Origin of the sequence: Streptomyces sp. NPDC087215, assembly GCF_044744885.1 — a bacterium.
Taxonomy (GTDB): Bacteria; Actinomycetota; Actinomycetes; order Streptomycetales; family Streptomycetaceae; genus Streptomyces.
This window is the reverse complement of sequence record NZ_JBIUZD010000018.1, coordinates 80,969-100,444: the sequence shown is the minus strand read 5'-3', so window position 1 is coordinate 100,444 and position 19,476 is coordinate 80,969. Positions and strand designations below refer to the sequence as shown.

Here is a 19,476-nt window from a genome sequence, read left to right as displayed (position 1 = left end):
ACGCCCCCCCCGAGCGGTCGCCGGGGCCTCACGTCGCGCCCCCGACGACCGCTCAGGGGTGGGAGAACACCCCCACCATCCGGGTGCCCGGATTGCTGCTCAGCCCCACGATCGCGCCCCCGTCCACCCGGTTGACCCGCGCGTGCGCGCCCGCGTACCCGTCGTCCGTGAGGAAGGCGCCGATGACCGCGATCCAGTCCTCCACGGCTCCGGTCCCAGGGTCGTACACCGGTTCAGGACACGGCACCACGCGCTCCTGCACCACATGACCGCCCCGCTCGGCGGCCCCGCGCAGCGCCTCGGCCCACTCGGCGTCGGTGAGCTCCCAGCCGACATGGGTGCCGAAACCGCCGTACCCGCCGCCGGGCTTGAGGATCAGCCGCTCCCGCCGCTCCCGGCAGAGGTCGAGCAGTTCGCGCGAGGCGGCGCGGGAGCCCGCCCCGGACCCGCGCGGCGCGCTCAGCGTCCGGCTCCACGGCAGGACCCGGTCCACCAGGGTCCGCTCGTCCGTGTCGAAGGCACCGCTCCAGCGGGGGTCGGTGAGCAGGGCCAGCGCGCTCTTGTGCGCGTAGTAGCCGCTCTCCAGGGTGGTGAAGAGGACCGTACGGCCCGACTCGTGGGCCCGGAAGAACGGTTCCGCCGCCGCCGGGCCCGCCGGGTCGTCGAGCAGCTGGCTCGCGGCGAAGTTCCGCAGCACCAGGTCGAGCGGAGTGCCGTCCAGGGTGAGCTTGCCGTCGGGCCGGGCCCGTACGTCACCGATCTCGCCGATCCGCAGGTCGAGCCCCTGCTCGGCCATCGCCTCCACCGTGGCCCGCATGATCCTTCCGTACGCGGCGGCACCGCCGCGCCCCTCGATCAGCCCGATCACCGGCTCCGCACCGCCCGAGACGGCGGGGCGGGCCCGGTCGCGCAGCACGGCGGCCGTGCGCGCCGCGATGTCGACGTGGTCGAGCCCGTGCTCGTCGGCGAAGGCGGCGAACTCGGGGACGCCGAGCATCCCCCGGTTGAACACGGCCATGTCGAGCCCCGCGGCCTCGCTGCCGATGTTGAACTCCAGGAGCTTGAACGACGTCCCGTCGTGGTAGGCGTCGGCGCGGCCCAGCTTCGCGGGCACGCCCGACCCGGCCCGGCGGAGCAGAGCGGCGACCTCGGGCCCGATGCCGACCTCGGCCGCGTACCGGTCGAGATCGCCGTCGAACAGACGGGCGGGCAGTGACACCAGGAGGTCGAAGAGACCGTCCAGATCACGCGCGAAGGCCGCCGTCTGCGGGGCGCTCACGAACCAGGGGCGGGGGAGCAGATGGGTCCGCCAGGCCGCGTCGAAGGCCGGGGGGAGCGTGGCGCGGGCCACGGCGTCGGCGAGCCCGCTGTCCGGGCGCAGGCAGGTGTCCACGTAGATGCGGCTCAGCTTGCTCATGTACGTCGTTCGCCTCACTGGAGTGACTGGAGTGATCGGGTACGTGTACGGAGGTCGAGCACCTTACCGGAGTCCGGGCCGGGCCCTGAGGGACGCCCGCCCATCGCCGTCCCGGGACGCTCACCCACCGCACGCCCCCACCGCCCTCCCGGCACACACGCCCACCGCGCCCCCGGCACCAGGGCGGGGGAGCGTGGAGAAGGAGACCGGGCGCGGAGGCCGGAACAGAACGATCGGCCAGGGCCCCCGCCCACTGTCCATGGCCGAGGAACACTCCCCGACACGGACCCGGAGGGGACGTATCGGGACGCCGGAGCGGAAGCCCCGGGGAGCGGCCGCCGAGCGGCCCGGTCCGTACGAACACGCATGTGAACGGCCGAACCGTCGGCGCTCACCCGATCGGTCGCGCTGGGACACCGCGTTAGTGGAACGTAAGTGAGACGTGAGCGGAGGGGAGCACACTGAGCCCCTGTGCCCGGCCCGGTGGCCGGTTCCCGCCGTTCGACCTGGTGTCCGGTTCCCGCCGTTCACCGGACGCCCGTGGTCGTTCCTCCCCCAAGGAAGGACACGGAACGGACGGGGGACCGGAAGTCACCGGCGCCGGCAGCACCGGACGGACGGCCCCACGCCGCCGTCCGCACCGACCGGATCCGGGGCGTGCCGTGGGGGCGCGCCCCGGATCCACCCGTTCGACCCGGGACGCTCCGGGGCTCCCCGCCGGGGCCCCGCCCGGCATCCATGCACCGCCCATCCCCCTCCAGGAGGCAGCATGAAGCGACGGACGTTCCTCAAGGGTTCCCTGCTCGGCGCGGCGGTCACCGCCGTCCCGCTCGACACGCTCCTGGCCGGTGGCGCGTCCGCCGCCGTGCCGGCCGATCCGGTCACCTCCCTCAGCGCCCTCCAGAGCGCCATCGACAGCGCGGTCGCCGGTGACCGGATCGTCGTGGCCGACGGCACGTACACCGTTCCCTCCGGCGGCTCCATCCGCGTCACCGGCCGCAACGGCACCAGCGGCGCTCCCATCACGATCGTCGCCCAGTCCCGGGGCGGTGTCGTCCTGCGCGGCGAGCGCAGCTTCGTCTTCGAGAACTCCCAGTACGTCACCGTGAGCGGCTTCGCCCTGCGCCAGAGCGGAACGCTCGCCATCCCCGTGGACAGCAAGGGCATCCGGCTCACCCGCAACGACTTCCAGTTCGCGGAGACCACCCCGGTCGACTGGCTGGTGGTGCGGGGCGACGACGCCAAGATCGACCGCAACCACTTCCACGACAAGAGCACCGAGGGCATCTTCGTCGTCGTCGACGGCCCCGGCTCGACGGCCATCGCCCAGCGCACCCAGATCATGCGCAACCACTTCTCCGACCACACCTTCACCGGTGCCAACGGCGGCGAGCCGATCCGGCTCGGGGTGAGCAGCCGCGCCCTGTCCCACGCCGACGCGAAGGTGGAGTTCAACCTCTTCGAGCGGTGCGACGGCGACCCCGAGGCGATCTCGGTCAAATCCTCCGGCAACACCGTCCGCCACAACACGATCCGTGACAGCAAGGGCGGCATCGTGCTCCGCCACGGCAACGGCACCACCGTCGACGGCAACCACCTGCTGGGGGGTGAGGAAGGCATCCGCGTCTACGGCAACGACCATCTGATCGTCAACAACTACCTCGCCGACCTGTCCGGCCGGGCCCTCGTCGTGGGCAGCGGCAGCACCCGTGACCACACGGCGGGTGAGACCACCGAGCAGCGGCGCGGCAACGACGCCGTCGACCGGGCGGTCATCGTGCACAACACCCTGCGCAACAACGTGAGTTCACTCTCGGGCGAGAGCCGGACCCATGAACCCCGTGATGTGACCGTCGCCGACAACCTCATCGTCGGCGACACCGGCAGCCTCGTCGCCATGGGAGCGACCACCGGCTTCGTCTGGCAGAGCAACATCCTGTGGGGCGCCGCCGCGAACGGCAACATCCCCACCGGCGGGTTCACCCGGGTCGACCCGCGCCTGACCGCCTCGACGGACGGCGTCCACCGTCTCGCCTCGAACAGCCCGGCGATCGGCGCCGCCACCCTGACCGGCACCGCCGTGCCCGAGGACATCGACGGAGACCAGCGGGGCGCCGCACGGGACATCGGCGCCGACGAGTACTCCACCGCGACCCCGCTCCGCCGCCCGCTCACCCCGGCCGACGTCGGCCCCGACGCCGCCTGATCCGGGGGCGGTCCGCCCGCCGGTCGCTCCGGCGGGCGGGCCGCCCGTTCCGGCCTTGGTATGGACCGCCAGGGCCCTGGGCGTCAAGCTCTTTACATGGATTTGGAACTGAGGCACCTCAAGACGATCCGGGCCATCGCGGACGCCGGGAGTCTCACCCGCGCCGCCACGCTCCTCGGACTCGCCCAGCCCGCCCTCAGTGCCCAGCTCAAACGGATCGAACGGGCCCTCGGCGGCGCCCTGTTCGAGCGCGGCCGGGAGGGAGTCCGGCCCACCGCCCTCGGTGATCTCGTCCTCGAACGGGCCCGGGTCGTCCTGCCCGCCGTCTGTGAACTCCAGGAGGAGGCCGTCCGGTTCGCCCGGCAGGGCGCCGAAGGGTACCGGTTGGGCGGCACCCACGGACCGCTGCTCGGCGGCCTGGTCGACCGGATCGCCCGCACCGACCCGGGCGCCCTCGTCTCCACGCACACCTCCTGGTCCGAGCGCGAGATCGCCGGCGGGGTGGCCTCCGGACGGCTGGACTTCGCGCTGGTCGGGGTCTGCGGCGAGAGCGGCCCGCCCGAGGCCGGACGGCTCGCCTGGACCGAGGTCGCCCGCGACCCGGTGTACGTGATGCTCGCCGCCGACCATCCCCTGGCGCCCCGCACCGAGATCCACCTCGCCGAACTGGCGGCGGAGGCCTGGACCGACGTCCCCGGCGACGGCTGCTTCGGCGACTGTTTCGCCGCCGCCTGCGTACGCGCCGGGTTCACCCCCGCCTGCGTCTACGAGACGGACACCGCCTCCTGCGTGCACCTGGTCCGGGTGGGCCGGGCCGTCGGACTGTGCCGGGCTACCTTCCCCGCCACCCCCGGCATCGTCACCCGGGCCCTGGCCGGTGCCCCGCTGCTCTGGCGCCACCTCCTCGGCTGGCATCCCGAGGGCCGCGCCGCGAGCCGCGCCGCCACCGTCCTGGGACACACCAGGGCGGCCCACGCGGAAGCCCTCGCGGCCAGTTCCGGACGCGCCACCGCCCCGGAAGGGCAGCTCCTGGTGAACGGGGAGGGGCCCGCCCCCGAACCCCGTACGGGCATAACGCGATGACAGGGGCCGACCGGTGACTCCCGCGGCCCCGCCGGGGTCCCTACGGTTCGAGCATCCCCACCGGGACCGGGAGACCGGAACCGGGAACGCCGTACCGAGGAGACCCCCATGCTCCGACGACACGCCCGCACGGCGTGTACCGCCCTGGCCGCCGCCGGAATGGCGCTGGCCGGACTCCAGTCCGGCACCGCCACCGCGGCCCCCCACGACCAGGCCCCCCACCCGGCCGTGCGATCCGCGGCGGGCGCGCTCGGCGTCGACGCCACCCGCCCCGAGGTGCTCCGGGCCATGGAGCGCGACCTGGGCCTGACCCGCGCCCAGGCCCGCGCCCGGCTGGTCAACGAGGCCGGGGCCGGGGCGACCGCCGCCCGGCTCCGCCAGGACCTCGGCGGCTCCTTCGCGGGCGCCTGGCTCGACGGAGCCGACGCCGGCCGGCTGACCGTGGCCACCACCCGGGCCGCCGACACCGCCGCGATACGCGCCACCGGGGCGACCCCCCGGCTCGTCCCGTACGGACTCGCCGCCCTGGAACGCGCCAAGGAGGCCCTCGACCGGTCCGCCACCGCCGACGCGCCCGTCCGCTACGTCGACGTCCGCGCCAACGTCCTGGTCGTCGAGGAGGCACGGGCCGGGGCCGGAGCGCGACTGGTCGGCGCCACCGGCGTCCCGGGCGCGCTCGTCCGGGTCGTCCGCACGGCGGAGGCACCGCGCCCGCTGTACGACATCCGGGGCGGCGACGCGTACTACATGGGCGGCGGCGGACGCTGCTCCGTCGGCTTCGCCGTCACCCGGGGCACCACCCAGGGCTTCGCCACCGCCGGACACTGCGGCCGGGCGGGCACCACCACCAGCGGCTTCAACCAGGTCGCCCAGGGCAGCTTCCAGGGCTCGGTCTTCCCCGGCAACGACATGGCCTGGGTCGCAGCCAACGCCAACTGGACCGCCACCCCCTACGTCAAGGGCTCCGGCGGCGCCGGCGTCCAGGTCACCGGCTCGGTCCTGGGGGCCGTCGGCTCCTCCGTGTGCCGCTCGGGCTCCACCACCGGCTGGCACTGCGGGACGATCCAGCAGCACAACACCAGCGTCACCTACCCGGAGGGGACCATCTCCGGGGTGACCCGTACGACGGTCTGCGCCGAACCGGGCGACTCCGGCGGCTCGTACATCTCCGGCAGCCAGGCCCAGGGCGTCACCTCGGGCGGCTCGGGCAACTGCTCCAGCGGCGGCACCACCTTCTTCCAGCCGCTGAACCCGCTGCTGCAGAACTACGGCCTGACCCTGAAGACCTCGGGGACCGGCCCCGGCCCCGGGCCCGGCGAGCCGGAGCCCGGCGGCACCTGGTCGGCGGGCAAGGTGTACGCGGCCGGTGACGTGGTCACCCACGGCGGCGCGAGCTACCGCTGCCTCCAGGCCCACCAGGCCCAGACCGGCTGGGAACCGTCGAACGTCCCGGCCCTGTGGCAGCGCCTGTGACACGGACCGTCCGATGACCGGGGGCGCCGCGGGCCCGAGGGGGGTACCGCGGCGCCCCCTCCCGCACGGACCGATCCCTTCCCGCACGGACCGGCCCCCTCCCACTGGGACCGGCCCCTTCCCGCACGGACCGGCCGTCTCAGGCCGGGCCGTCCGCCAGGCCGCCGCGCGCGATGACCTCCGCGTACCAGCGGGCGCTGTCCTTGAGGGTGCGGCGCTGGCTCGCGAAGTCCACGTGCACGATGCCGAACCGCTTGCTGTAGCCGTACGCCCACTCGAAGTTGTCGAGGAGCGACCACAGGAAGTAGCCCCGGACGTCCGCGCCGTCCGCGAGGGCCCGGTGCACCGCCGCCAGATGCGCGCGCAGATACGCCACCCGCTCCGGGTCCTTCACCCGGCCCGACGGATCGGCGTAGTCGTCGTACGCCGCGCCGTTCTCGGTGATCACCAGCGGGACGCCCGGCAGTTCGTCCCGCAGCCGGACGAGCAGCTCGTACAGCCCGTCCGCGTCCACCGGCCAGTCCATGGCGGTACGCGGACCCGGCACCGGCTCGAACCGGACGTGCCGCTCCGCCCCCGCCCACGGCGAGGGCGACTCCGAGGAACCCGCCGCCACCACGGACGGGGAGTAGTAGTTGATGCCGAGCGAGTCGATCGGCGCCGCCACCGTCGCCAGGTCCCCGTCCCGTACGAACGACCAGTCGGTCACCGCGGCCGTGTCCCGGACCAGGTCCTCCGGGAGCCGCCCGTGGAACACCGGGTCCAGGAAGATCCGGTTGCCGACCGCGTCGATCCGGCGCGCCGCGTCCACGTCCTCGGCCGCCCGCGAACCGGCCCGCACCGCGTGCAGGTTGAGCGTCAGCGACACCTCCGCCGAACCGGGCAGCGCACCGCGCAGCGCCCGCGCGCCCAGCCCGTGCGCCAGATTGAGGTGATGGGCCGCCCGCAGCGCGGCGACGTCACTGGTGCGACCGGGGGCGTGCACCCCGTTGCCGTAGCCGAGGAAAGCCGCGCACCAGGGCTCGTTGAGCGTCGTCCAGGTCGCCACCCGGTCACCCAGCGCGTCCGCCATGATGCCCGCGTATTCGGCGAACCGGTACGCCGTCTCCCGCTCGGGCCAGCCCCCGGCGTCCTCCAACTCCTGCGGCAGGTCCCAGTGGTAGAGGGTCGCCACCGGCCTGATGCCCGCGTCGACGAGCCGGTCGGCGAGCCGCCGGTAGAAGTCCAGGCCCTTGCGCACGGCGGGACCGCGCCCGGTCGGCTGCACCCGGGGCCAGGCGACCGAGAAGCGGTAGTCGGTCACCCCGAGCCGTCGCATCAGGGCCACGTCCTCGTCGACCCGGTGGTAGTGGTCGGCGGCGATGTCACCGGTGTCGCCGTTGCGGACCTTCCCGGGCGTCCGGCTGAAGGTGTCCCAGATGGACGGCGTCCGGCCGTCCTCGGCGGCGGCGCCCTCGATCTGGTAGGCGGCGGTGGCGGTGCCCCAGCGGAAACCCGCGGGGAAACGGAGGACGGTCGTGCGGTCGGTACGGGCGTCGAGCGCGGTCATGAGAGGGAGGCTCCCTGGGATGAGAGGTCGGAGGAGGAGGGGGCGGGGCTTCGGCGGGAGGTCAGCCCTTGACCGCGCCCTGCATGATGCCGCCGACGATCTGACGGCCGAGGAGACCGAAGACCAGCAGCACCGGCAGCGTCCCGAGCAGGGTGCCCGCCATGATCACGGACTGGTCGTGCACATAGCCGCCGCCGAGCTGGCGCAGGGCCACCTGCACGGTCGGCTCGGACGAGGTGAGGGCGACCACCGGCCAGAAGAAGTCGTTCCAGGACGCCATGAAGGTCAGCAGCCCGAGCACGGCCATGCCGGGCCGCGCGATCGGCACCACGATCGACCAGAAGATCCGGCCCGTGGAAGCGCCGTCGACCCGCGCGGCCTCGATCAGCTCGTCCGGGAGCGACTGCACCAGGTACTGGCGCATGAAGAACACCCCGAACGCCGACACCAGACCCGGCAGGATCACCGACTGCAGCTGGTTCACCCAGCCGAGTTCGGCGATCAGCATGAACAGCGGGATCACCCCGAGCTGCGGCGGGATCATCATGGTGCCCACGGTGACCGCGAGGAGCGCGCCCCGGCCCCGGAAGCGGAGCTTGGCGAAGGCGAAACCGGCGAGCGTGCAGCACAGCACCGTGCCGAGGGTGACCGAGCCGGAGACGATGAACGAGTTGACCAGGGCCTTGCCGATGTCCGCCTCTTCGAGGACCGCCTCGAAGTTGCGGATCAGGTTCGGGCCCGGCAGGAGCGTCGGCGGGACCCGCGCCAGATCGGCGTTGGACCGGCTCGCGGCGACGATCGTCCAGTAGAAGGGGAAGGCGGAGACCAGGACGGCGAGGACGAGGATGCCGTACGCCAACGGCCCCGCGTGCAGGGTGCGGCCCGCCCTGGCGGCGCCGGGGCGCCGGGGCGCGTGCACGGTCATCGACCGGCCTCCTTGCGGGAACGGCGGCGCACGATCAGGGCGTTGAGCCCGACGAGCGCCACGATGAGCAGGAACATCACCCAGGCGATGGCGGCGGCCCGGCCCAGATGGAAGAAGCCCCAGCCCTGCTCGTACAGGTAGAGGCCGAGCGTCTGGTACTGGTGGGAGATGCCGCCCGAGACCGACCCTTCGAGCAGCAGCGGCTCCCCGAAGAGCTGGGTCGCGCCGATCGTGGAGACGACGACGGTGAACAGGATCGTGGGCCGCAGCCCCGGCAGCGTGACGTGGAAGAACTGGCGCCACCGCGAGGCGCCGTCCATGGCGGCGGCCTCGTACAGCTCGTTCGGGATCGACTGCATCCCGGCCAGGTAGATCAGCGCGTTGTAGCCGGTCCAGCGCCAGACGACGATCGTGGACACGGCGATCTGGGAGGCGACGGTGCCGTTCTGCCAGTCGACGGGACCGACGCCGACGAGCCCGAGCAGATGGTTGACGAGGCCGAAGTCCCGGCCGAAGAGCTGCGCGAAGACGAGGGTCGCGGCGGCCACCGAGGTCGCGTACGGCAGGAGGACCGCCGTGCGCAGGAAAGTACGGCCCCGCATCCGGTAGTTGAGCAGATGCGCCAGGCCGAGTGCCATCACCAGCTGCGGCACGGTGGACAGCACGCCGATGGTGAAGGTGTTCCGGAGCGCGGTCCAGAAGTACTCGTCCCCGAAGAGCGCGGTGTAGTTGCCGAGCCCACGCCACTCCATGGTGCCGGGCGTCTGGAGCTCCACCCGGTACAGCGAGACGTAGGCCGTGTAGAGCAGCGGGAAGAGCCCGAAGGCGGCGAACAGGGTGAAGAACGGGGCGATGTAGGCGTACGGCGAGAACGTCCGCCAGGCCCGCCGGACCGGACCCCGCCGCACGGGCGGTGGCGGGACGGACCTCGGCGGTGCCGGGGACGCGGATGCGGTGAGGGTCACGGCGCGGCCCTTCGAAGGTAACGGAGACACGGAGACACAGGGAGGGGATCGCGGCGGGAGAGGGGAAGGACGGGGGCCGCCGGGGGCCCGCGATCCGGTGGCGGCGCGCGGATCAGGGGAGTGATACGGCTCCGGTGCGAGGGAGTTCCGCCGGACCGGTGCCGGACGGCGCGGCGTGCGGAGCGGGGAAGCGGCGCGGCCCGAGGGGCGGGAGGTCTGCCGGAGCCGCGCCCCGGCAGGGGCGGTGCGGGCGGTGGGCAGGCAATGCGGTTACCGGGCAAGGCAGTTGCGCCGGAGCCGCGCCCCGGCAGTGCGGGCGCGGGGTCAGCCGATGGTGTTGGCGACGCCCTTCCTCGCGTTCGACCACGCCTTGTCGGGCGAGACCCCCTTGCGCTCGACCTCGCTCAGCGCGTTGGTGATCTGCTGGGCGATGTTCTGGTCGTGCACGCCGAGGACCTGGACCGGGGCCGCCTTCGCCGCGTCGCCGAAGACCTGCCCGATGGGCGCGCCGGAGAAGTACGGGTCCCTGGCACCGGCGACCTTGTCGATCGCGCCCGTCGCCGACGGGAAGTTGCCCTGCTTCTCGAAGAGGCGCCGCTGCTGCTCGGGCGCGGTGAGCCACTTGATCAGCTCGTACGCCTCCTTCTTGTGCTTCGCGGCCCTGGGGACGGTGAGGTAGGAGCCGCCCCAGTTCCCGGCGCCGCCGGGCAGCGCCGCGATGTCCCACCTGCCCTTGCCGCTCTCACCGGCCTGCCCCTTGATGTAGCCGAGCATCCACGCCGGGCAGGGGATGGTGGCGAAGGAGCCGGCCGCGAAGGCCTGGTTCCACTGCGGGGACCACTGGTCGAGCTTGGCGCTCAGCCCGTCCCGGGCCGCCTTCACGGAATGGTCCCAGGCGCTGCGCAGAGCGGGGTTCTCCTCCCAGATCAGCTTGCCCGAGGCGTCGTAGTACCGCTCCTTCTCCTGTCCGATCATGATCGAGTACAGGCTGCCGACGCTGTCGAGCCAGGCGCTTTTTCCGGGTGCCGCGGCCTTGTACCGCTTGCCGAGGGCCAGGTAGCCGTCCCAGGTCGCCCACTTCTTCGCCAGCTCGGCCCGGTCGGTGGGCAGCCCGGCCTGCCGGAGGAGGTCCGTGCGGTAGCACATGGCCTCGGGGCCGACGTCGGTGCCGAGGCCGAGGACCTCGCCGCCGCGTCCGGTGGCGGCGGCCCACTTGGCGGGGGCGAACTCGTTCCTGAGGCCCTCGGCGCCGTACTTCCTCAGGTCCTCGAACTTGTCGGACTGCTGCTGGGCGACGGAGGCGATCCGGCCGACCTCGACGCCCTGCACGTCCGCGAGGCCGCCGCCCCCGGCGAGCCGGGTCTGGAGGGACTTCCAGTAGTCGTTCTCGTCCTCGGTGTCGGTCTGCTTGACGGTGACGCCCGGGTGGAGCTTCTCGTACTCGGCGTACAGGCCCGCCTCCTTGTACCCGAAGGAGCCGAACAGGTCCACGGTGAGGGTGATCCGGCCTCCGGCCCCGTCGGCGGCTCCGCCCCCGGAGGACCCGCAGGCGGCGAGCAGGGCCCCGGCGAGCGTGACCGCGCCGAGGCGGACGGCGGTTCTTCTGGCCTGGGCGGCACGGACGGTGACGGCGGCTCGGGCGATGGGCATGGGGAAGCCTCCTTGGCTCCGGAAGCGGGCGGGGCGGGGACGGGCGGGAGCGCCCGAAGACGCCCCCTGAGGGGCGGATCGTCGAGAGCGATTCCCTGAGAGCGCTCTCAACCATGCGGGGGGAGCGTGCCCGCGAACAAGCCGTTCCGTCAAGGCTCGAAGACGTAACGGACGAGAGCGGGCGCCAACTCCCGCTTGTGTTCACCCTCTTGACACGCGCGTTTCGGCGGTTCTACGTTTCCGGCGTTCTGAGAGCGCTCTCGACAATGCTCGAAGACGAGCGAAGACCACTGAAGACGGCCGACGACAGACGACGGCGGCCGACGACTGAAGGCGACTGAAGACGGCCGACGGCCGACGACGACCGAAGGAGCCGGGACGCTCCCGAGGAGTCGCGCGGTCCTCCTCCTTCCGTGCGATCCCCTTCCCCGCGTGTTCCCCGTGCCCCCACTCGTCCCCACGACATGAGGTGCCGCACATGCCAGCCCCCCGTCCCAGGCCCGCCGCCGCGCTGGTCCTGGTCTCCGCCCTCGCCGCCCTCGGGCTCGGCCCCGCCGTGACCCCGGCCGTGGCCGCCACCGTCCCCGCGGGTGCCGGGAGTTACTCCGACACCCGCCCCGCCGGAACCTCCGGCCCGACCACGAACACGGGCGCGCCCGTCACCCCCAAGGTCACCGCCGCGGCCCAGGGCAAGCCGGTCCCCACCAACGACTGGTGGTCCTCCCTCGCCTTCCAGCGGTACGGCGACAACCCCTGGTCCACCCCCATGTACGGCCACCCGCTCACCTACCAGGCCGTCGCCGGAGGTCTGGAGGTCGGCTATCCGACCAGCCCCGCGATCGTGGGCGACGGGCGCCAGTACGAGTTCCCCCACAAGCGGGACCTCACCCTCGGCCTCACCGGTCTGAACTCGCCCGACACCAAGGCCGACGCCTGGTCCGACTGGACCGTCACCCCCTACTGGTCCGACGGCACCCGCACCCTGCGCACCACCATCGGCCACGGCCTGCCCTTCGTGTACGCCAAGGGCACCGGCGGCGACGCCCGGATCACCACCGCCGCACCCCCCGCCGTCTTCGCCGACCAGGGCAACGTCCTCGGCATCACCGTCGCGGGCCACCACTACGCCCTCTTCTCGCCCACCGGCACCGACTGGACCGTCTCCGGCACGACCGTCACCGCCGGGCTCGGCGGCCGGGACTACTTCTCCGTCGCGGTCCTGCCGTCCACCGACGCCCTCGCCACCTACCGGAAGTACGCGTACAGCTTCGTCACCGGCTCCGCCGTGAACTGGAGCTACGACGCCGGGACCGTCCGCGCCACCTACTCCCTCACCACCGAGCCGAAGGAGGGCGCCGAACGCGGCACCCTCCAGGCGCTCTACCGCCACCAGTGGCTGCACACCACCGACCCGCTCACCCCGTACACCTACGTCTCGCCGCGCGGCACCATGAAGGTCCGCGAGGCGGCCTCCTTCAGCACCTCCCAGCGGTCCGCCGCCGTCCTGCCCGCACTGCCCGGCGGCACCGGAGCCGACACCGCGCGACTGCGCGGACACCTCGCCGAGGTGGCGAACTCGGCCGACCCCTTCTCCGGGGCCGTCGACACCTACTGGACGGGCAAGGCACTGGGAAAGCTCGCCCAACTGGTGCCGCTCGCCGACCAGATCGGCGACACCGCGCTCCGGGACAAGCTCCTGGGCCAGATCAAGGGACGCCTCCAGGACTGGTTCACCGCCGGGGGCGCCAACGAGTTCTCGTACGACCGGGTCTGGAAGACCCTCACCGGCTACCCGGCCTCCTACGGCAGCGACACCGAGCTGAACGACCACCACTTCCACTACGGCTACTACGTGTACGCCGCCGCGATCGTCGCCCAGTACGACCCCGGCTGGGCCGCCGACTCCGCCTGGGGCACCATGGTGAGGACCCTGGTCCGCGACACCGCCAATCCGAGCCGCACCGACACCGCCTTCCCGTTCCTGCGCGGCTTCGACGTCTACGCGGGACACAGCTGGGCCAGTGGCCACCAGGGTTTCGCCGCAGGGAACAACCAGGAGTCCTCCTCCGAGTCCACCAACCTCAGCGCCGCCCTGGTCCTCTGGGGCTCCGCGACCGGGGACACCTCGCTCCGCGACCTCGGCGCCTACCTCCTCACCACCGAGGGCGAGGCCGTCGCCCAGTACTGGTTCGACGCCGACCAGCAGGTCTTCCCCGGCTCCTTCGGACACGACACCGTGGGCATGGTCTGGGGCAGCGGCGGCGCGTACTCCACCTGGTGGACCGCCAACCCCGAGGAGATCCACGGCATCAACGTCCTTCCCGTGACCGGTGGTTCGCTCCACCTCGGCGGGCACAAGGAAGCCGTCCGGCGCAACATCGCCGAGATGGAACGGGAGAACGGCGGCCCCGCCGTCGAATGGCGGGACATCCTGTGGGAGTTCCAGTCCTTCGCCGACCCCGCCGCCGCCAAGGCCAAATGGGACGCGGGCAACGCCGGATACACCCCGGAGGCGGGCGAGTCCAAGGCCCACACCTACCACTGGCTCACCGCCCTCGACACCCTCGGCGCACCCGACGCGACCGTCACCGGCTCCGTCCCCACCTCCGCCGTCTTCACCAAGGGCGCCACCCGGACGTACGCCGCCCACAACCACGGTTCCACCGCCCGTACCGTCACGTTCTCGGACGGGAAGTCCCTCTCCGTACCGGCCCGTTCCACCGCGACCGGCACCGGCGCGGGTGGCCCGGGACCCGACCCCGAGCCCCCCACCGGCAACACCTTCCAGCTCCGCACCGGGGGGACGCTCACCACGGCCACCGGCACGACGGCCGTCAGCGACACCGTCCCCTCGGCACAGGGCGGCACCTACGACGGCACCCCGAACCGGCCCCTCGTCTACCAGGCCCGGAACGTCAACGGCACGCTCAGGGGCGGCGGTTCCACCGCCTTCCGCCTCCAGGTCGACGCCGGTACGGCCGTCGGTCTCGGCCAGCAGGCCAGGATCAGCTACGACTTCACCGGCGACGGCACCTTCGACCGCACCGAGACCTACCAGTACTTCGCGACCGACCCGGTGACGGGCTGGGAGGAGTACGGCCAGGCGCGCGGCCTGCGGTCCACCACCGGAACCCTCGCCGACCTGCGCGGCGGCACCGTCCGCCTGGAGGTGTGGAGCGCCATCGGGAACGCCGACTCCCGGCTCCAGACGGGCACGGACCGCTCGGTGCTCGTGATCCCGTACGACTGACCGCGAGGCGCGGGAAAGGGGGCGGCGGCCCGGGGCGTCCCCGGGCCGCCGCCCTCGTGTGCTCGTGTGTCCTCAGGCCGAGGCGCGGCGGACCAGGGACGTGGGGGTGATCACGGAGGCGGGGCCTCCCGGACCGGTCCCGTCGAGCAGTCTCATCAGCAGCCGTACCATCAGCCGGCCCATGCCCTCGACGTCCTGGTGCACCGTCGTCAGGGCCGGGTCGGTCCTGCGGACCACCGACGCCATGTCGTCGAAACCGACCACCGCCACGTCCTCCGGCACCCGCAGCCCCCGCTCCCGCAGGGTCAGCAACGCCCCCGCCGCCATCAGGTCGTTGGCGACGAACACCCCGTCGACGTCCGGCCGCCGGTCGAGCAGCTCCGCCATCGCGCGCGCACCGCTCTCCTCGGTGAAGTCGCCCCGGCACAGCAGGGCGGGATCGGCGTCCACGAGGACGTCGCGGTAGCCGTGCAGCCGGTCGAGGGCGGACGTCTGGTCCCGGGGCCCCGAGAGGTGCGCGATGTTCCGGCGGCCGAGACCCACCAGATGCCGTACCGCCTCCCGGGCGCCACCACGGTTGTCGCAGTCGACGAACGGCACCCCGGGACCGGTCCCCGGCGCCGGACGCCCGCCGAGCACCACGGGGACCCGGGCCCGGTCGATCAGGCCGGGCAGCGCGTCCTCCCCGTGCAGGGAGAACGCGAGCGCCCCGTCGACATGCCCCCCGCCGAGATAGCGGGCGATCCGGTCGTGATCGCCCGGCCCCTCCGCCCAGAGCAGCACCAACTGGGCGTCGTGCGAGGTCAGCTCACGGCTGATGCCCCGTACCTGCTGCTCGAAGAACGGGTCGGAGAAGATCCGGAACTCGGGCTCGGCGATGATCACCGCCACCGCTCCGTTGCGCCGGGTGACCAGGGTGCGCGCCGCGTGGTTGGGCACGTAGCCGAGTTCCTCGACGGCCCTGCGGACCTTCTCGACCAGCGGGGCGCGGACACCCGCGCCGCCGTTCACGACCCGGGAGGCCGTGGCGCGGGACACGCCCGCGCGCGCGGCGACGGCTTCCAGCGTGGGGCGTGACCCCGTGGTCTGCTCGGACAAGTCGGGCGCTCCTCGGCTGCGTCGCGTGGCGGGCGGCCGTGCGCGCCCCCGGGGATGATATCCGCAGCCCCGGGCCGCTGAGAGCGCTCCCAGAACCGTGCGGCGGGGTACGCCGGAGCCCTCCGCGCGGTGGGGTCGTGCCACCGCGCGGAGGGCTTCGCCGTACCGGCCGGTTACGGGGGAGTGTCAGCCGATCCAGTCGGCCGCGCCGCGCACCATGTGGTGGTCGGTCACCCTGTTGTCGAGGGGCATGGAGTCCCCGACGACGTGCCTGAAGTGGCGCGAGCTGAAGAAGATGTAGTCGATCTTGCAGTCGGTCAGGGTCTCCGGCACGGTGACGGGCGGGCAGCCGGGGCCCCTGAACGTCGGCTCGCCACCACGGCAGAGCCGGGTTCCGGCCGCGCACGCCGGGGTGTTGCGGGGGTTGTTGTCGGTCTGGTCCGCCTCGTCGAAGACGCCTTGGGCGCCGCCGCCGAGCGCGGGGCGGTAGAAGCCGTCCATGAAGTCCTCGTCGGGGAACCCGTTGAAGTCCCCGCCCAGGACGACCGGGGTCCCGGCCCGCTCCCAGCTCTCGGCCTGCCGGCGCAGGACCGCGGCCTCGGCGTCACGCAGGGAGTTGTCGTCCCAGTACAGATGGATGGAGCAGGCCCAGCTCAGCCTGGACCGGTAGAGGCTCTGCACGCAGGGGACGCGGATGAGCTCCCGCTCGTTGCTCTGGGTCAGCTCGATCGTCGCCGTCCGGACGACGGTGCCCTTGACGAAGACGGCGACCCCGTACGCCTGGCCGCCGCAGACCGTCGCCTTGCCGGTGACGGTGGCGGCGAACTTCCCGCTGAACCCCAGGGGCGCGAGCTTGGCGCCGAGTTCGTCGTACTGCTGCTGGCAGACCTCCTGGAGATGGATCTGGTCGGCCTTCCAGAGCCCGGACGCCTCCGCGACGACGGCGGCGATCCGCCGCGCGTTGCTGTAGCCCCCCGGGGCGGGGCCCTTGCCCTCGGGGCAGGAGTGGCCGCAGATGTTGTAGGTGACGTACCGCAGGCTCTGCGGGGTGTCGACGGGCACGGTGTCGGCGGCGGCGGGGGTGGGGGAGGCGAGCGTGGTGAAGAGGAGTGCCGCCGCGGTCGTGAGCGTCGCGGCAAGCGTTCTGAGACTTCTCACAGGGGCTTCCTTAGGGACGGTGACGGGCTCTCGGGGTGGCCGAAAGGCGATGGAGGGCCGTGGTGTGTTCCGTACCGAGGGGTGGTTGCCGAAGGGCCGTGCGAGCGCACGGCCGCCCGGCGCCGGGCGTGCGGGTCCGGCGGAGGGCCGGTCGGTTCCCTCTGCCGGGGTGGTGGTTGCGGGGTGCCGATGCCCTGTGCGGCTGCGCGTCTCTCCACGCCGGACTCAACGCGGTGTACGGCCATAGGAAGCGGTGCATTACAGACTTTCCGGGGCAGACTGTCCTGGTGGTCCTTCGAGGGGCTGTCAGCGCCCCGTGCCAGGATCCACGGCACGACCGTCTCGCTCGAAGCCCTGGTGCCCGTTCTCCGGCAGGCGCACACCTCCGCCTCCACGCCGACCGGGTCGCCGTCCACGATCCCGGGGCAGTCGGCGACGCACGGGGAACCGTGGGGGAAATGGCGGGTGTCCTGAATCGGACCAGGACCCGGACCAAGCCCGGACCCGGACCAAGCCCGGGGCCTTCGTCGGCGCCATGACCGGCGGGCGCGGCGGCGGCCCCCGGCCCATCCGCCCTGGTTCCGGGACACCGTCGGGCATCGGCTCATCGGGCTCGGCGGTAGGCCTGGGGGACGGGCCTACGGGCCTACGGGCCCGCGCGGGCCGCCGAGGCCCGGCGCGGCCTCCCCGCCGACCCCGCCTTCCGGTGCCGTGGTGGCGGGCAAGCGGTCACGAGCGGGCCGCACTCCCTTCCGGCCGGGGACCGGACCGTTCCGAAGGCCCCGCACCTGCCCCTGGAGACGGCCGGACGGGCGACCCGCCCGCTGGACCCGCTCCCGTACGGACCCCTTCCGGCATCCATGGGGAACGCCCGGGTGCGCGCGGACCGTGTACCCGGGCCGGGCCGGGGCCGGGTGACGGCCCATCGGGCCCCGACCGGGCCCCGGCGACGGCGTCCCCCGGCCCCGGCCCCGGCCCCGGCCCCGGGTCAGTCCTCGTACAGTCCCGCCACGAAGGCGTGTGCCAGGGTGCGGGTGTGGGTGAGGGTGATCAGCCAGGACCGTACCCCCGCCTCCTCCGCGAGCGCGGCGGCGCGGCCCGTCAGCCGCAGCGAGGGGCTGCCGGACGGATCGCGGACCACCTCGATCTCGGTGAGCACGGAACCGTTGAGGCCCACCCCCAGCGCCTTGAGCACCGCCTCCTTGGCGGCGAACCGTACGGCGTACCGCTCGGCGCAGTCCGCCGGGATGCCGCAGTAGGCGCGTTCCTGCTCGGTGAACACCCGCTCCGCGAAGCGCGGTTGACGCTCCAGGACGGCCCGCATCTCGTCCACCTCCACCAGGTCCGTGCCCACGTTCAGGACCCGTCTGCCGATCAGGGCGCGGGCCGCCCGCGCCGCCGCCTCCCCGACGTCCCGGCCGCTCTCCCCGAGGTTCCCGCCGACCTTCCGCGCGGCCTCGCCGCCGCTCATCGATCCGATCATCATGCCAAGATCCAACTCTCTTGCTCCGCCGCGCGATCGGCCGATATGGTGCCGTGCCGTCACCCATGATGGAGCAAGCGCGCGCCGATACCGAGCGCCGACCGAGAGGGTCCCCGCGATGAGTCTGCGGTTCACGCTTCAGCCCCACCCCCGTCCCACCGGTCCCGAGCGGCGCGCCGAGATACTGGCCGACCCCAAGTTCGGCCAGTACTTCACCGATCACATGGCCCGCGCCGTGTGGACGGAGGACGGCGGCTGGGGCGACGCGGCCGTGATCCCGTTCGCCCCCGTCCCCATGCACCCGGCGGCGGCGGTCCTGCACTACGCGCAGGAGATCTTCGAGGGGATGAAGGCCTACCGGCACGCGGACGGCTCGGTCCGTACCTTCCGTCCGGAGGCCAACGGAGAGCGGTTCGCCCGCTCGGCCCGGCGCCTCGCCCTGCCGGAACTCCCGCTGTCCGCGTTCCTGGAATCGGTCACCGAACTCGTCAGGGCCGACCGCGACTGGGTGCCGACCGGCGAGGAACAGAGCCTCTATCTGCGCCCGTTCATGTTCGCCTCCGAGCCCTTCCTCGGCGTGCGGCCCGCCGCCGAGGTCACGTACATGGTGATCGCCTCGCCCGTCGGCCCGTACTTCTCGGGCGGGGTGAAGCCGGTGTCGATCTGGCTCTCCACCGACTACACCCGGGCCGGGCGCGGCGGCACGGGCGCCGCCAAGTGCGGCGGCAACTACGCGGCCAGCCTCGCCCCGATGCGGGAGGCCGCCGAGCACGGCTGCGACCAGGTCTGCTTCCTCGACGCGGCGGAGGGCCGGTACGTCGAGGAACTCGGCGGGATGAACCTGTACTTCGTCACCGACGACGGCAGGCTCGTCACCCCGGAACTGGGCACGATCCTGGAGGGCGTCACCCGCGCCTCGATCCTGGCCCTCGCCAAGGAGGCGGGTCTGGAGGTCGAGGAACGTCCCGTCCCGATCACCGAGTGGCAGGAAGGGGCGCGGACCGGCGCGATCCGCGAGGTCTTCGCCTGCGGCACCGGCGCCGTCGTCACCCCGGTCGGACGGCTGGTGTGGGACGGCGGCGAGGTCGTCGCCCCGGACACGGGCGCCGAGGACTCGGTGACCATGCGGCTGCGCCGCCGTCTGGTGGACATCCAGTTCGGCCGGGCGGAGGACCCGCACGGCTGGATGCACCGTCTCGTCTGAGACCGCCTCGTCCGG

13 protein-coding genes are annotated in these 19,476 nt (G+C 73.1%); 5 read left to right on the top strand and 8 right to left on the bottom strand.

Going from position 1 to position 19,476, the window contains the following annotated elements:
- Positions 1-52: 52 nt before the first annotated feature.
- Positions 53-1,417, bottom strand: coding sequence for a hypothetical protein (locus ACIO92_RS30815; protein ID WP_401241982.1), 1,365 nt, complete (start codon positions 1,415-1,417; stop codon positions 53-55).
- 769 nt (positions 1,418-2,186) lie between these two features.
- On the opposite strand from ACIO92_RS30815, the gene ACIO92_RS30810 reads away from it, so the two are divergent.
- From ACIO92_RS30810 to ACIO92_RS30800, 3 genes are all read left to right on the top strand, one after another.
- A complete protein-coding gene (locus tag ACIO92_RS30810) occupies positions 2,187-3,623 on the top strand; it encodes a chondroitinase-B domain-containing protein (RefSeq protein WP_401241985.1) in 1,437 nt (478 codons plus the stop codon).
- 96 nt (positions 3,624-3,719) lie between these two features.
- Complete coding sequence (locus ACIO92_RS30805; protein ID WP_366444616.1) at positions 3,720-4,706, top strand: LysR family transcriptional regulator; 987 nt, start codon at positions 3,720-3,722, stop codon at positions 4,704-4,706.
- 108 nt (positions 4,707-4,814) lie between these two features.
- The gene (locus ACIO92_RS30800) at positions 4,815-6,179 is read left to right on the top strand and encodes a carbohydrate-binding protein (RefSeq protein WP_366444615.1); all 1,365 of its coding nucleotides are present in this window, start codon (positions 4,815-4,817) and stop codon (positions 6,177-6,179) included.
- A gap of 139 nt (positions 6,180-6,318) precedes the next feature.
- Here ACIO92_RS30800 and ACIO92_RS30795 read toward each other — a convergent pair whose 3' ends face one another.
- From ACIO92_RS30795 to ACIO92_RS30780, 4 genes are all read right to left on the bottom strand, one after another.
- Positions 6,319-7,728, bottom strand: coding sequence for a GH1 family beta-glucosidase (locus ACIO92_RS30795; RefSeq protein WP_366444614.1), 1,410 nt, complete (start codon positions 7,726-7,728; stop codon positions 6,319-6,321).
- Between the two features lie 61 nt (positions 7,729-7,789).
- Positions 7,790-8,653 (bottom strand): carbohydrate ABC transporter permease, encoded by an 864-nt coding sequence (locus tag ACIO92_RS30790; protein ID WP_366444613.1) that lies wholly within the window; start codon positions 8,651-8,653, stop codon positions 7,790-7,792.
- Positions 8,650-9,618, bottom strand: coding sequence for a carbohydrate ABC transporter permease (locus ACIO92_RS30785; protein ID WP_401241994.1), 969 nt, complete (start codon positions 9,616-9,618; stop codon positions 8,650-8,652). Before ACIO92_RS30785 ends, ACIO92_RS30790 begins: the two co-directional genes overlap by 4 nt.
- 324 nt (positions 9,619-9,942) lie before the next feature.
- Positions 9,943-11,268 carry an extracellular solute-binding protein gene (locus ACIO92_RS30780; RefSeq protein WP_402280722.1) on the bottom strand — a complete coding sequence of 442 codons (1,326 nt, stop codon included), beginning with the start codon at positions 11,266-11,268 and terminating at the stop codon, positions 9,943-9,945.
- 478 nt (positions 11,269-11,746) lie between these two features.
- Between ACIO92_RS30780 and ACIO92_RS30775 the strand changes: the two genes are divergently transcribed.
- Complete coding sequence (locus ACIO92_RS30775) at positions 11,747-14,518, top strand: glycosyl hydrolase (RefSeq protein WP_402280724.1); 2,772 nt, start codon at positions 11,747-11,749, stop codon at positions 14,516-14,518.
- A gap of 72 nt (positions 14,519-14,590) precedes the next feature.
- Here the strand turns inward: ACIO92_RS30775 and ACIO92_RS30770 are convergent, their stop codons facing one another.
- The 3 genes from ACIO92_RS30770 to acpS form a co-directional block, all read right to left on the bottom strand.
- Positions 14,591-15,616, bottom strand: a complete 1,026-nt coding sequence (locus ACIO92_RS30770; RefSeq protein WP_402280726.1) for a LacI family DNA-binding transcriptional regulator — start codon at positions 15,614-15,616, stop codon at positions 14,591-14,593.
- 186 nt (positions 15,617-15,802) lie between these two features.
- Positions 15,803-16,774, bottom strand: coding sequence for an endonuclease/exonuclease/phosphatase family protein (locus tag ACIO92_RS30765; protein ID WP_366444609.1), 972 nt, complete (start codon positions 16,772-16,774; stop codon positions 15,803-15,805).
- A gap of 988 nt (positions 16,775-17,762) precedes the next feature.
- Complete coding sequence (gene acpS / locus ACIO92_RS30760; RefSeq protein ID WP_366444608.1) at positions 17,763-18,260, bottom strand: holo-ACP synthase; 498 nt, start codon at positions 18,258-18,260, stop codon at positions 17,763-17,765.
- A 115-nt stretch (positions 18,261-18,375) separates the two neighbouring features.
- Between acpS and ACIO92_RS30755 the strand changes: the two genes are divergently transcribed.
- The gene (locus ACIO92_RS30755; protein WP_402280729.1) at positions 18,376-19,461 is read left to right on the top strand and encodes a branched-chain amino acid aminotransferase; all 1,086 of its coding nucleotides are present in this window, start codon (positions 18,376-18,378) and stop codon (positions 19,459-19,461) included.
- Positions 19,462-19,476 lie beyond the last annotated feature (15 nt).

What these genes read in the sequence shown, in the direction of transcription:
- ACIO92_RS30755 (WP_402280729.1), top strand. Translation starts at nt 18,376, where the DNA reads ATGAGTCTGCGGTTCACGCTTCAGCCCCACCCCCGTCCCACCGGTCCC.
- ACIO92_RS30805 (WP_366444616.1), top strand. Translation starts at nt 3,720, where the DNA reads ATGGATTTGGAACTGAGGCACCTCAAGACGATCCGGGCCATCGCGGAC.
- ACIO92_RS30815 (WP_401241982.1), bottom strand. Translation starts at nt 1,417, where the DNA reads ATGAGCAAGCTGAGCCGCATCTACGTGGACACCTGCCTGCGCCCGGAC.
- ACIO92_RS30780 (WP_402280722.1), bottom strand. Translation starts at nt 11,268, where the DNA reads ATGCCCATCGCCCGAGCCGCCGTCACCGTCCGTGCCGCCCAGGCCAGA.
- acpS (WP_366444608.1), bottom strand. Translation starts at nt 18,260, where the DNA reads ATGATGATCGGATCGATGAGCGGCGGCGAGGCCGCGCGGAAGGTCGGC.
- ACIO92_RS30800 (WP_366444615.1), top strand. Translation starts at nt 4,815, where the DNA reads ATGCTCCGACGACACGCCCGCACGGCGTGTACCGCCCTGGCCGCCGCC.
- ACIO92_RS30775 (WP_402280724.1), top strand. Translation starts at nt 11,747, where the DNA reads ATGCCAGCCCCCCGTCCCAGGCCCGCCGCCGCGCTGGTCCTGGTCTCC.
- ACIO92_RS30810 (WP_401241985.1), top strand. Translation starts at nt 2,187, where the DNA reads ATGAAGCGACGGACGTTCCTCAAGGGTTCCCTGCTCGGCGCGGCGGTC.
- ACIO92_RS30790 (WP_366444613.1), bottom strand. Translation starts at nt 8,653, where the DNA reads ATGACCGTGCACGCGCCCCGGCGCCCCGGCGCCGCCAGGGCGGGCCGC.
- ACIO92_RS30795 (WP_366444614.1), bottom strand. Translation starts at nt 7,728, where the DNA reads ATGACCGCGCTCGACGCCCGTACCGACCGCACGACCGTCCTCCGTTTC.